Origin of the sequence: Streptomyces sp. NPDC044984 (assembly GCF_040646935.1) — a bacterium.
Taxonomy (GTDB): Bacteria; Actinomycetota; Actinomycetes; order Streptomycetales; family Streptomycetaceae; genus Streptomyces.
The window spans coordinates 25,691-39,331 of sequence record NZ_JBEZBE010000034.1 but is presented as its reverse complement, the minus strand read 5'-3'; the positions used below and the strand labels follow the sequence as shown (position 1 = coordinate 39,331).

6 protein-coding genes are annotated in these 13,641 nt (G+C 76.4%); all 6 read left to right on the top strand.

Annotated features, from left to right (window positions below; all coding sequences use genetic code 11):
- Positions 1 to 4: 4 nt before the first annotated feature.
- The 6 genes from AB0A94_RS30310 (at position 5) to AB0A94_RS30285 (ending at position 13,598) form a co-directional block, all read left to right on the top strand.
- Positions 5 to 262 carry a type B 50S ribosomal protein L31 gene (locus AB0A94_RS30310; protein WP_361749136.1) on the top strand — a complete coding sequence of 86 codons (258 nt, stop codon included), beginning with the start codon at positions 5 to 7 and terminating at the stop codon, positions 260 to 262.
- The gene (locus tag AB0A94_RS30305) at positions 259 to 1,434 is read left to right on the top strand and encodes a GTP-binding protein (RefSeq protein ID WP_361749135.1); all 1,176 of its coding nucleotides are present in this window, start codon (positions 259 to 261) and stop codon (positions 1,432 to 1,434) included. Before AB0A94_RS30310 ends, AB0A94_RS30305 begins: the two co-directional genes overlap by 4 nt.
- A gap of 53 nt (positions 1,435 to 1,487) precedes the next feature.
- Positions 1,488 to 1,730: a 30S ribosomal protein S18 gene (gene rpsR / locus AB0A94_RS30300; protein ID WP_361749134.1), complete on the top strand. Its 243-nt coding sequence runs from the start codon at positions 1,488 to 1,490 to the stop codon at positions 1,728 to 1,730.
- Positions 1,731 to 1,873: 143 nt separating this feature from the next.
- Positions 1,874 to 2,626, top strand: a complete 753-nt coding sequence (locus AB0A94_RS30295) for a class I SAM-dependent methyltransferase (protein WP_361749132.1) — start codon at positions 1,874 to 1,876, stop codon at positions 2,624 to 2,626.
- Between the two features lie 116 nt (positions 2,627 to 2,742).
- A complete protein-coding gene (locus AB0A94_RS30290; protein WP_361749131.1) occupies positions 2,743 to 6,882 on the top strand; it encodes an amino acid adenylation domain-containing protein in 4,140 nt (1,379 codons plus the stop codon).
- A complete protein-coding gene (locus tag AB0A94_RS30285) occupies positions 6,879 to 13,598 on the top strand; it encodes an SDR family NAD(P)-dependent oxidoreductase (RefSeq protein WP_361749130.1) in 6,720 nt (2,239 codons plus the stop codon). Before AB0A94_RS30290 ends, AB0A94_RS30285 begins: the two co-directional genes overlap by 4 nt.
- Positions 13,599 to 13,641 lie beyond the last annotated feature (43 nt).

The window sequence follows — 13,641 nt, the reverse complement described above, 5'->3', positions numbered from 1 at the left end:
CACCGTGAAGCCCGGAATCCACCCCCAGTACGGCCCCGTCGTCTTCCGCGACCGGGCCGCCGACTTCGCCTTCCTCACCCGGTCGACGGCCACCAGTGACCGGACCGTCGTATGGGAGGACGGCAACACCTACCCCGTCATCGACGTCGAGATCTCCTCGGCCAGTCACCCCTTCTACACCGGAACCCAGCGCGTCCTGGACACCGCGGGACGGGTCGAGCGCTTCGAGCGGCGCTACGGACGCGACCGGAGCGGGCGGTGAGCGGGGGCCTGCCCCGGCTGCCGGTCGCGATCGTCGCCGGACTGCACGCCGACGCCCGCCGGGCCGCCGTCGACGAGATCCTGCGCACGGTCCCCGGCTCGGTCGCCCTGCACCACGACCTGACGTCCGCCGTCGACGGTTCGGTGCACCGGACCGTGCGCGACGCCGACGGCCTGCTCGGCAGCGGCGACGCGCCCCTGGTGAACGACTGCGCCTGCTGCGCGCTGCGTGAGGACCTCGTCCCGGAACTGACGCGGCTCGCGGAGGCGGGCGGCCACCGGCTGGCCGTCGTGGAGCTGTGGGACTCCGTCGAGCCCCACGGCATGGCCCCGGTCATCGCGTCCGAGGGCGCGCCGCTCGCGCTGACCGGGGTGGCCACCGTGGTCGACCCGGCCCTGGTCCTGCCGTACCTGTCCAACGGCGACGACCTCGCCGAGGCGGGCCTCGCCGCAGCCCCGGCCGACCGGCGCACGATCGCCGACACCTTCGCCCGGCAACTGGAGTACCCCACGGTGATCGCCGTCGCCGAGGACGGCCCCCACGGGGAGGACCGCGAGGCCGCCGACGCCGGCGACCACGCGCTGCTCGCCCAGCTCACGCCCGGCGCGCGCAAGGTGCCGGTGGGGAGCGGGGCCCTGGGCACCGCCCTGCTGGCGGGCTTCGACCCCGAAGCGGCCGGCGCCCGCGTGCATCCCGCGTGCGCGCTGCTGCCGCAGGAATGCGACGAGCACGGTGTGAGCACCTTCGTCTGGCGGCGCGAGCGGCCCTTCCACCCGCAGCGCCTCTACGCGGCGCTGGAGGACCTGACCTGCGCCGCCGCGCGCAGCCGTGGGCGGTTCTGGCTGGCGGACCGCCCCGACACCCTGCTGTCCTGGGACGCCGCGGGCGGCGCGCTGTGCGTGGAGTCGGCCGGGCCCTGGCTGGCGGCCCTGCCCGACGCCGCCTGGGAGATGGTGCCCGCGGAGCGCCGCGTCGCCGCCTCGGTGGACTGGCACCCGGAGCACGGTGACCGCCGCCAGTACCTCACCTTCACCGCACCCGGACTGGACCGCGACGGCCTGCTCACCCTCCTCGACTCGTGCCTGCTCACCGATGACGAGTACGCGGCGGGCAGGAGCCGCTGGGAACAACTCCCGCACGCGTTCGACGACTTGCTCGACCCGGTGACCTGAAGCCCCCTCCCGCCCCCGGCGGCCCGCCCTCCGAAGAAAGGAACGACCCCACCATGCCCCGACGCGCAGGCGCCGACCGGCGCACCGCGAAACGCGCCAACCCGCTGGATGCCGCCGGCATCACCTACGTCGACTACAAGGACACCGATCTGCTGCGCAAGTTCATCTCCGACCGGGGGAAGATCCGCAGCCGCCGGGTGACCCATGTGACGCGTCGGCAGCAGCGGCAGATAGCGAGGGCCGTCAAGAACGCGCGCGAGATGGCCTTGCTCCCCTACGGCTCCCGGCAGAGCTGACGCCTGCCGCTGAAACGGTGTCCGCCCCGTCCGTGAGACGGGGCGGACACCGTTTCGCGTTCTCGACCCTCCTTCTAGTAATGAAATTCATTTCCGATTACCGTACGGGGTGAACCGTGAGGCATTGAGCGTCTGGAGCAGTGATGAGTGACCCCTACGAGCGGTCCGCCGAGTACCTCGACATCCTGATCGCCGAGTCGTGGGAGCCGCTGGCTCCGGCGCTGGCGGACGTCCTGTCGCGCGTCCGCGCCACAGCCGGGGCCGTGGTGGACCTCGGGGCCGGGTCCGGCCGGGGCGTGCGCGTCATCTGCGACGCGCTGCCGCGGGTGCCGGTGCTCGCCGTCGAACCGTCCGCCGCGATGCGCGCCGTCCTGCTCGCCCGGGTCCACGAGGACGGCGAACTGCGCGAGCGCGTCACGGTGGTTCCCGGCGACTGCGCGAGCGCCGACTGGCCCGACGATGTGCGGGCGGTGGTGGCCCTGAACATGATCGGTCACCTGCCGCCCGGGCAGCGGCGCGCGCTGTGGAGCCGCGCCGCCCGGCAACTCGCCCCGGGCGGCGCGCTGGTGTTCAACCTCACTCCGCCGTTCGCCCCGGTGGAGGTGGAGCGGGTGCGGATGGCCCGGGTCGCCATCGGTGAGCTGGAGTACGAGGGCTGGGCGAGCGCGCGCCCCACGGGGGCGGACGAGATCACCTGGCGCATGGACTACGGCGTCCTGCGTCAGGGCCGGCCGCTGGCCGGAACGACGGTCGAGTACCGCTGGTGGGTCGCGACGGAGGACGCGCTGACGGCCGAAGTCGCCGAGGCGGGTCTGGTGTTGCGCCGGGCGGGTGATCCGGCGCTGGGGTTGTGCGTTCTGGAGCGCGCGGACGATCCGTCGTCGCAAGTTGGTTGATCTGATAATCATTTTCAATTAGGTTCATCGGTGTTCCGCTTCCCCCGGACCTCTCTGCGGGGGGGAGCGCTCTCTTGCCTGCCTGTGCGCCTACCTGCCTATGCGACGGAGACCGGATGAACCAGCCTGTGCCGAGCGACGACCTCCTTGCCCACGTCGTCGACTGCGTCGCCGAAGTCCTCGGCACACCACCGCACGAGGTCGCGCCGGCGATTCCGTTCGCGGCTCTGGGGCTCGAATCGTTCACCGCGGTGCGGCTGAGGCGGAGGATCCGCGAACGCACCGGCCAGGACCTGCCGTTGACCGCTTTCCTGGGGGAGGGCGCGACGGTCCGTGCGGTGGCGGACCGCCTGCTCACCGGCCGCGCGCCGGAGAAGGCCCCCGACGGGGAGAAGGCCCCCGACGGGGAAGAGGCGGACGGCTTCCCCCTGACGCCCATCCAGGCCTCGTACCTGGCCGGACGGGCCGAGGGCATGCCGCTGGGCGGGGTGGCCACCTTCTACTACCACGAGTACGACCGCACCCCCGGCGACACGGACCCGCTCGTGGACGTGGCCCGGCTGGAGGCCGCCTGGAACCGGCTGGTCGAGCACCACCCGATGCTGCGCATGGCGGTGGACGACCGGGGGGACCAGCGCATCGCCGCGTCCCCCGGCCCCTACCGCATCGGCGTCACCGACCTGCGCCGCGAGCCCGCCGAGCGGGTGCGGGAAACGTTGTCGGCCCGGCGCCGGGAACGCTCCCACCAGAACCGCCCCACCGGCTCCTGGCCGCTGTTCGACATCCACGCCACGCTCCTCCCCGACGGACGGACCCGACTGCACGTCGGCGTCGACGTCCTCCTGACCGACATGGCCGGCTGGATGCTGCTGATGCGCCAGTGGGGCAGCCTGGTCGCGGACCCGGACCACCGCCTCCCCGAGCCGGCGGCCCGCTTCGCCGACCTCCAGCGCGCCCGCGCCGCCGACCCCGAGTGGGCGGCCCGGCGCGCACGCGACCGCGCCTACTGGGCCGACCGCGCCCCTGGACTGCCGCCGGCGCCGCGGCTGCCCCTGCTGCGCGACCCCGCCGACACCACCCCGCCCCGCTTCGTCCGCTCCGCCGCCGCACTCGACGCCGGTGCCTGGGCGGAACTGCGCGCCCGGTGCGCCGAGCACGCGGTCACGCCGACCGCCGCCCTGCTCGCGGCCTTCGCCGTCGTGCTCGGCCGGTGGGGCGCCGGGGAGCGGGTGTGCCTGAACACCACCCTGTTCGACCGCCCGGAGGACGAGGGCGGGGCCGAGGGCGTGGTCGGCGACTTCACCACCACCGCCCTGGTCGGCACGCCCCGCTTCGACCCCGCCGACTGGAAGGGCTTCGCCGAGTACGCCACCGCCGTCAACCACCGGTTCTGGGAGGACCTGGACCACCGGTCCGTCTCCGGCGTCGAGGTGCTCCGGGAGCTGCGGGCGCAGGACGCACCGGCGGTGGGAGCCCCCAGCCACCCGGTGGTCTTCACCAGCGGGGTGGGCCTCGCGGGCGACGGGGAGCCCCCGGCCGCCTGGATCGGCCGGGAGGTGTACGGCATCTCCCAGACCCCGCAGGTCCTGTTCGACCACATCGTGTGGGACGAGGGCGGACGGCTCCGCCTGGCCTGGGACACCGTCGAGGGCGCCTTCCCCGAGGGCTGGATCCAGGCCCTCCTGGACGCCCACGTACGCCTGTTGCACACCCTCACGGACGCCGACGCCTGGCGCGACACCGCGCTGGGCTGGGACCCCTCCTTCCGGCCCGAGGAACCCCTGGACGCCGTACCCTTCCCGGACGCCGGCCCCCTGCTGCACGACCCGGCCGTCGACGCGGCACGGCGGCACCCGCGGCGCCCCGCGCTGCGCACCTCCGCCGCCACCGTCACCCACGCCCGCCTCGCGGACAACGCAGCCGCCACCGCGGCCCTGCTGACCGCGCGGGGGGTGGGCCCCGGCGACATGGTCGCCGTCGCCTGCGAGAAGGGCACCGCGCAGATCACCGCCGTACTCGGCGTCAGCCTGAGCGGAGCGGGCTACCTGCCGGTCGAGCCCTCCTGGCCCGCCGCCCGCATCGCCGCCGTCTGCGAACGCGCCGGGGTCCGGCACGCGCTGACCGGTCGCGGCGTGAGGACCGACTGGCCCGCCGGAGTCACCGCGCACCGCCTGACCGCGGCGGGGCGTCCCGCCCGCGGCGCCGCCGCCGAACCCGCGGTTCCCGCCGCCGTTCCGAGCCCCGACGACCTCGCCTACACCATCTTCACCTCCGGCTCCACCGGCAGCCCCAAGGGCGTGGAGATCCAGCACCGGGCCGCCCGCACCACCGTCGACGACATCGTCGACCGGTTCGGCATCGGCCCCGAGGACCGCGTACTGGCGCTGTCCGCGCTCAGCTTCGACCTGTCCGTGTTCGACGTCTACGGCGTCCTCGGTGCCGGCGGCTGCCTCGTCCTGCCCGAGCCCGCCCGGCAACGCGACCCGCAGCACTGGCTGGAACTGGCCGGCCGGCACGGCGTCACCGTCTGGAACACCGCCCCCGCCCTGCTCGAGATGCTCGTCGAGTACGCGGAGACGGAGCCCGACGAGGCCGTCACCGCGCTGCGCTCCCTGCGCCTGGTGATGCTCTCCGGCGACTGGATCCCCCTGACCCTGCCCGACCGGCTGCGCCGGCTCGCCCCGCAGGCGAAGGTGATGAGCCTGGGCGGGGCCACCGAGGCGTCCATCTGGTCCATCACCCACCCGGTGGAGCGCACCGACCCGGCCTGGGTCAGCATCCCCTACGGCCGGGCCCTGCGCGGCCAGAGCTTCCTCGTCCTCGACGAGGACGGCGGCCCCTGCCCGGTCGGCGAGGCGGGGGAGCTGTTCATCGGCGGCGACGGACTGGCCCGCGGCTACACCGCCGACCCGGTGCAGACGGCCGAGCGGTTCGCCGTCCACCCCGTGCTGGGCCGCAGGCTGTACCGGACCGGCGACCTCGGCCGGTGGACCGCCGACGGCACCATCGAGTTCCTCGGCCGCGTCGACCGGCAGGTGAAGATACGCGGGCACCGCATCGAACTCGGCGAGGTGGAGGCCGTGCTCGCCCGGCACCCCGCGGTCCGGCAGTGCGTGGTGTCGTCGGTGCGCGGGCCCGACGGGCGGCCCCGGCTGGTCGCGCACCTCTCGCCCCGGGGCGCGAGCGAGCCGCCCACGGCCGAGGAACTGGCGGACGGCCTGCGCGAACGGCTGCCCGACTACATGGTGCCCAGCAGGTTCGTCATCCTGGACCAGCTCCCGGTCACGGCCAACGGCAAGATCGACCACGCGGCGCTGACCGCGACGGGACCGGGCGCAGCACCGGGCGCCGTACCGGAGGCCGCACCGGCCGCCGTACCGCCCGTGGACGCCGAAGTGCGCCCTCCGGACGCCGACTCCGGCGCCCTCACCACCGGACGGAGCGGGCCCGTCGCGGTCCCGCAGGCGGGACCGGCCACCGCACCGGCCGAGGGCCTGGCGTGGATCGCCGCCGCGGCCGCCGAGGCGGCGGCACAGGGTCTCGAGGCCGTCCTCGTGGTCCGGCCCGGCGGGCTCCGGCCGGACGAAGCGCTGGCGGCGTCCGCCCGCTGGCTGCGCCACGTCGCCCACCTCACCGGCTCCGCCGACGGGACGCGCCTGCCCGCCGACGGGCTCGCCGAGGTGCTCTGCTCCCCGCCCGGCGACGGGGCCACGGCGCCCTCCCCGGCCGCAGACGCGGCACCGGCACCGGTCCCGGCGCCCGGCGCGCCCGGCCCGGACCGGAGCGCCGGGGACCACGGAGCGCAGGCGCCCACGGGGAACCGGCCGCCGTCCCCGGGCCGCCGGCCCGGCGCGGACACGCCCGTGGACCCGGAGGTCCTGGACGCGCTCACCGCCGTCCTGGCCTACTTCACCGACGTCCCCGTGACGCCCGACAGCACCTTCGGCGCCCTCGGCGCGACCTCGCTCACCCTCGTCCTCACCCACCGCAGGCTTCGCGAGGGCATCGCGCCCCGGCTCGCGCTGGCCGACATGTTCGAGCACCCCACCGTCGCCGCCCTGGCCGCCCGCATCACCGCGCAACGCGCCCGGGACGCCTCCGCACCCGGCGCCACCGGGCCCGCGCCCACCGGCGCCCCCGCCACGGGCCCCGCCCCCACCACGGGCCCCGCGCCCACCGTCCCGCAGCCCGAACGACCCGCGCGCAGAAGCTCCCGCCTCGCCGCCCGCGCCCTCGCCGAGGAGACCGCACGATGACCGGACCGACCTCCTCCCTGGGCCCCGTGCCGGGCGCCGAACCCGGCCCCCCGGCCGTGGACGACGACCTGATCGCGGTCACCGCCCTGGACTGCCGGTTCCCCGGCGCACCCGACACGGCGGCCTTCTGGGACCTGCTGGTGGGCGGCCGCAGCGGACTGACCCGGCACGACGAGCGGGACCTCGCCGCACGCGGCGTCCCCGCGAGGCTGTCGGCCAACCCCGCCCACGTACCCGTCAGCGGGATCATCGAGGAGCAGGACCACTTCGACCCCGAGCCGTTCGGCCTGACCGACGCCGAGGCGGCCCTGATGGACCCCCAGCAGCGGCTCTTCCTCGAGGCCTGCCTGCGCGCCCTGGAGAGCGCCGGGCACGGCGGCGGCGCCGGCGCGGGCGCCGTGGGCGTCTTCGCCGGCGCCGCCCACAGCGACTACCTCGCCCGCAACCTCGCCGACCGCTACGCCGCCTCCGCCACCGACCCCGTCGGCAGCCTCCAGGCCGCCCTCGCCGGGGTGGCCGACTACCTCCCCCTGCACGTCGCGCACCGCCTCGCGCTCACCGGGCCGGCCGTCGCGGTCGGCACCGCGTGCTCGACCTCGCTGGTGGCGGTGCACCTGGCGGCCCAGTCCCTGCTGGCGGGGGAGTGCGACACCGCGCTCGCCGGCGGCGCCTCCCTGATCGTGCCGCAGGGCCGGGGCTACCTCCACGTCCCCGACGGGATCTTCTCCGCCGACGGGCGCGTCCGTACCTTCTCCGCCGAGGGCACCGGCATCGTGCACACCCAGGGCGTCGGCGTGGCCGTCCTGCGGCGGCTGCGCGACGCCCTCGCCGACGGCGACCCGGTGCTGGCCGTCCTGCACGGCTCCGCCGTGAACAACGACGGCGGCGACCGCACCGGCTTCACCGCCCCCTCGCCGCGCGGACAGGCCCGCGCGGTCTCCGAGGCGCTCGCCGTGGCCGGACTCACGCCCGGGGACATCACCTACGTCGAGGCCCACGGCACCGCCACCCGCCTCGGCGACGTCGTCGAGGTCGCCGCGCTGCGCCGCGTCTTCGGCGACACCGGCCCGGCCTGGTGCGCCCTGGGCTCGGTCAAGAGCAACATCGGACACGCCAACTCGGCCGCCGGCATCGCCGGTTTCGCCAAGACCGTCCTCGCCCTGCACCACGGCGTACTGCCGCCCACCCTGGACGCCCTGCCCCTCAACCCCGACCTCCGGCTGGACGACTCGCCCTTCACCGTCGTCCACGAGCCCACCGGCTGGACCGGGCGACGGTACGCGGGCGTCAGCTCCTTCGGCATCGGCGGCACCAACTGCCACGTGGTCCTGGGCAGCGCCCCCGTCCGGCCCGAACCCCCCGCCGATCCGCGGCCCCAGCTCGTCCTGCTCAGCGCGCACCGCGACGACGCCCTCGCCCGCCTCGCCGAGGACACCGCGACCACCCTGCGCACCGGGGCGGTCGCGCCCGCCGACGCGGCCCACACCCTGCACACCGGCCGCGGCACGCTGCCGTACCGCGCCGCCGCCGTGATCACCGGCGCGGCGGAGGCCGACGGCCGCGCCCTGCGCACCGCGCCGCGGCGCCGTCCCGGCCCCACCCCGCCCCGGATCGTGCTGGCCTTCCCCGGCGGCGGAGCGCAGTACGCGGGCATGGGCCGCCGACTGTGCGCCGAGGAGGAGGAGTTCGACCGCACCGTGCGCGAGTGCGCCGGCCTCTTCGACGACGGGACCGGTGCCGGCCTCACCGGGCTGATCACCGCCGACCCGTCCGACGAGCACGCGCGACGGCTGCTGCGCGACCCCGCCCACGGACTGCCCGCCCTGTTCACCGTCTCCCTGGCCGCCGCGCGCACGCTGCGCTCCTGGGGCGTGGAACCGGACGCGGTGGTCGGTCACAGCCTCGGCGAGTACGTGGCCGCCGTGCTGTCCGGAGCCCTGTCCCTACCCGACGCCGCGACACTGGTGGCGGTCCGCTCGCGCGGCATGTCCCGGGCGGCGGGCGGCGGAGTGATGCTGACGGTCCCGCTGACCGAGCGGCGGACCCTGGCCCTGCTCGCCGGCCACCCGGAACTGGACCTGGCCGCCGTCAACGGCCCGCGGTCCTGTGTGGTGTCCGGACCCGCGCCGGCCGTGGCCGCGGTGGAACGGGCCCTGACCGCACGCGGTGAGCGCACCGTACGGCTCTCCCTCGACGCGGCCGCCCACTCGCGCCTGGTCGACCCCGTCCTGCCCGAACTGCGCGCGGCCGCCGAGACCGTTCAGCCCCGTGTTCCCGGCATACCGCTCGCCACGACCCTCACCGGGAAGCTGCTGGACACCGCTCCCGGCGCCGACCACTGGGTGGCGCACCTGCGGTCCACGGTGCGCTTCTCCGACGCCCTGGCCACCGCCCTGGGCGACGGGCCGGCCGTCCTCGTCCAGGCGGGGCCCGGCGGCGCACTGCTCCAGCTGGCCCGTCAGCAGGGGGACCGGCAACCCCTGGCCACGCTGGCGGCCTTCCCCGACCGCGACGAACCCCGCGCGGGACGTGCCGCGCTGCTCGCGGCCGCCGGGGAACTGTGGACGTACGGAGTCCCCCTGGACGCCGCGGCCCTGCACCGCCCGGGACGACGCCGTGCCGTGCTGCCCGGGCTGCCCATGCGGCGCCGCAGACTGTGGATCGACCCGCCCGCGGCCGCCCCGTCGGCCACCCCGGAGGCGCAGGACGCCCCGGACGAGTCCGAACCCCTCCAGCTGCCCGTCTGGCGGCGCACCCCGCCCGTCGAGGCGGACCGGTCGGCGCTGCGGGGCCGCTGGCTCGTGGCCGGTCCGCCCGGGTCACCGCGGACCGAGCGGGTACGTGCCGCGCTGGCCGCCGCCGGGGCCCGCACCGTCACCCTCGACGAGGTGGTCCGCGACCCCGGCACCCCGTGCGACGGCGTCGTCGTGGTCGGCCCGCACGAGGACACCGGCGACGACCCGGCGGACACCGTCAGCGCGTCGGTGCTGCGGTACGCGGAGGTGGCGCGAGCCGCCGCGGCCTGGGCACACCGCACCTGCCTGCTGCACCTCAGCCACAACGCCCAGCAGGTGGAGAGCGCCGACCGGCCCGCTCCCCGGGCCGCCGCCGCCCTCGCAGTTCCCCGCGTCCTCGCCCAGGAGTTCCCGGGCCTGCGCTGGCGCTCGGTGGACCTGCCGGCCGGACCGCCGGACGCCGACGACCTCCGGGCCGTGCCGGCGGAGGCCGCCGACCTGGCGTCGGGCGGCCCGAGCGGCATCGAGTGCGCCCTGCGCGGAGGACACCGCTGGACGCGCGACATCACCCCCTGGCGGCCGTCCGCACCCGCGGCGGACGCGGACGGACCGGCCGGCGCCGACGGCGGGACGGGCACGGCGGTGGTCCTGGGCGGACTCGGCGACGTGGGCCTGGCCCTGGCCGGGCACCTGGCCCGCACCGGACGGCGGGTCGTGGTGACCGGCCGCACCGGGCTCCCCCCGGCCCCCGCCCCCGGCAGCACCGAAGCCGAACGGGCGGAGACGATCCGCGTCCTGCGGGCGGCCGGCGCCGACATCGAGGTCCGTGCCGCGGACGCCGCGGACACCGCCGCCACCACGGCCCTGCTGCGGGAACTGACCGACCGCGACGGCCCGCTGGACCTGGTCGTGCACGCCGCCGGCGTGGTCGCCTCCGCCGCCGTCGCACCCCTGCGGGCCACCGGGGAGCAGGCCGTGCGCGCACACGCGCACGCCAAGGTCACCGCGGCGCTCGCGCTGCGCGCCGCCGTGCACGCCCTGCCCTCCGGACGCCGCCCGGCGACCGTGCTGCTGATGTCCTCCGCCACGGCGTTCGTCGGCGGCCTCGGCCTCGCCCCGTACGCCGCGGTCAACCGCTACCTGGACGCCCTCGCCGAACACGAGCACACCACGGGCACGGGGGCACCCCGCTGGGTCAGCGTGGCCTGGGACGGCTGGCGCGTCGGGCCCGGCCGGAGCGAACGCACCGTGGCCTCCCGCCACTCGATCGGCCTGGCCGACGGCATGCGCACCGTCGACCGGCTGCTGGCACTCGCCGCCGAGGGCCGTGCCCCGGCCTCCCTCGCCGTCTCTCCGGCCGACCTCGCGCCCCGCACCGCGGGCACGCCCACCGCCGCACCGGCTCCCGGCACGCCCGTGCCGGAGCCACGGACCGGTGCGGAATTCACCACCGAGGCCCAGGCGCGACTGGCCGAGGTCTGGTCGGACCTGCTGGGCTTCCCCGTCACCGACCGTGACGCCGACTTCTTCGCGCTCGGCGGGCACTCCCTGCTGGCCACCCGGATGCTGGCCCGGCTGCGCGACGACCACGGCGCCGACCTGCGGCTGCAGGACCTGCTCGCCCGGCCGACCATCGCGGCCCTGGCCCCGCTGCTGCCCGGCGGGGAACCGCGGCGCGCCGCCGCCACGCCGACGGACACGGGCCGCCCGTCCCCGCAACCCGCCGACAGCCAGCGGGAGTTCCCCCTCACCCGGGTGCAGCACGCCTACTGGGTCGGCGGATCGGGCGGCTACCGCCTCGGCGACGTCCCCTGCTCCTTCCACCTGGAGTACGACTGCCCCGGCCTGGACACCGACCGCTACGAGGAGGCGTGGAACACGGTCGTCGCCCGCCATCCGATGCTGCGCGCGGTCGTCTCCCCGGAGGGCCGCAACCGGGTGCTCGACAAGGTGCCCCGCTACCGGATCCGCGTCCAGGACCTGACGGAGGACGACGACACCGAGCGCGCCCGGAAGCTGGAACGCGTCCGCGAGCGCATGGTGCGCCGCGAACCCCGGCCGGGCCGCTGGCCCCTGGTCGACATCCGGGCCGCCCGCCTGCCCGGCGACGTGGTCCGCCTGTTCGTCAACGTGGACGTACTGGTGTGCGACACCGCCAGCTACCTGATCTGGGACCGCGAACTGCGCACCCTCTACCAGGACCCCGACGCTCAACTGCCCCCGCTGGAGACCACCTTCGCGGACTGCGTGGCCGCGCTCGAACGCCGCGCCGAGGGCCCCGGACACGCGCGGGCCGCCGCCTACTGGCGGGCCCGGCTGGACGACCTGCCCGGCGCCCCCGCCCTGCCCGTACGGACCGGGAGCCCCGGCGACCGGCCCCGCTTCGCACGGCGCACCGCCCGCCTCGAACCGGACCGCTGGGACGCCCTCAAGGCCGAGGCCGCCCGGCGCGGGCTGACCCCCACGGCCGTCCTGCTGGCGGCCTACGGAGAGGCACTCGCCGAGTGGTCCGGGCAGGACCGGTTCGCCGTCACCCTCACCCTCTTCGACCGGCCCGCGCACCTGCCCGGGGCGGACGCCGTGGTCGGCGACTTCACCTCGCTGATGCTGCACGAGGTCGACCGCTCGGACACCCGCTGCTTCGCCGACGCCGCCGCACGGGCCCAGCGCACCCTCTTCGAGGACCTGGACCACCGGGAGTTCTCCGCGCTCGACCTGCTGGCCGAGAAGTCCTCGCGCACCGGCCGCACCGCGTCCGTCCCCGTGGTCTTCACCAGCGCCCTCGGCCTGTCCGGACCGCTCGGCGGCGGACACGACCTGGACTGGGCGGGCACACCGGTGTACGGCGTGAGCAGCACCCCGCAGACCTGGCTGGACCACCAGGTGATCGAGCAGCACGGCGCGCTCCTGCTCCAGTGGGACGTCCTGGAGAACGTCCTGCCCGCCGACGAGGCGGACGCGGCGTTCGCCGCCTACACCGAGCGGGTCCGCCGGCTGGCCGGCGCACCGCGGGCATGGGACCTCCACGAGCCCCGCACCGTGCCCGCCGCCCCGGCCCGCGCACCGGAACGGGCGGCACCCGCCGGCCACGGCCCGAGCCCCGACACCGACGCGGCCCTGCTGCTGCACGACGGCGACGGCGGCCGCCCCCTGTTCCTGATGCACCCCTCCGGCGGGGACGTGCTGTGCTACGGCGAACTCGTCCGTCACCTCACCGACGGCCGGCCCGTCGTGGCCCTCACCGACCCCGCCCTGACCGGCGGCACCGGGCCGCGGACCATCGCCGAGATGACCGACCGCTACCTCGCCGCGCTCCGCGCCCACCAGCCGCGGGGCCCCTACCTGCTGGGCGGCTGGTCGATGGGCGGCACGGTCGCCCACCAGATGGCCGTGGAGCTCGAACGACGCGGTGAGCGGACCGGCCTGCTGGTCCTGATCGACTCCAACACCCCCGACCGCATCCGGGAGTTGGGCGGCACCGACCGCGCCCAGGACACCGCCTTCGCGGCCGTCCGCTACCTGCGCTCACTGGAGGCGTTCCTCGACCTCGACCTGGACCTCGGCACGGACGCGGAGCCCATCCGCACCGCCCCGGACCCGGCGGCGGTCCGCCGGACCGTCACCGAACGGCTGCGGCGGGCCGGCCTGCTCGGCCCGCGGGACACCGCCGACACCCGCCTCGAGGTCTTCGAACGCCACCTGCGGGCGCTGGCCGGCCACCGGGCCGGACACCTCACCGATCCCGCCACCCGGCTGCTGCTGATCGCCGCGTCCCGTCCCTCACCGCACAACGCCGGTGTCGGCATGGGCGTGGACGACGCGGGAGACCTGCCCGCCCTGGGCTGGCTGCCGCACGTCAGCGGCCCCGTGGACGCCCACACGGTCGACGGCCACCACTACTCCCTGCTGCACGACCCCGCGGTCCGGCGGACCGCCGCCCTGATCGACCGGGCCCTGGCCGCCGCAGACCCCGGCCGGTGAACCCGGCCGCCCGCCCCGACACCCGAACCCCTCGCGGAAAGCA

What these genes read in the sequence shown, in the direction of transcription:
- rpsR (WP_361749134.1), top strand. Translation starts at nt 1,488, where the DNA reads ATGCCCCGACGCGCAGGCGCCGACCGGCGCACCGCGAAACGCGCCAAC.
- AB0A94_RS30290 (WP_361749131.1), top strand. Translation starts at nt 2,743, where the DNA reads ATGAACCAGCCTGTGCCGAGCGACGACCTCCTTGCCCACGTCGTCGAC.
- AB0A94_RS30295 (WP_361749132.1), top strand. Translation starts at nt 1,874, where the DNA reads ATGAGTGACCCCTACGAGCGGTCCGCCGAGTACCTCGACATCCTGATC.
- AB0A94_RS30285 (WP_361749130.1), top strand. Translation starts at nt 6,879, where the DNA reads ATGACCGGACCGACCTCCTCCCTGGGCCCCGTGCCGGGCGCCGAACCC.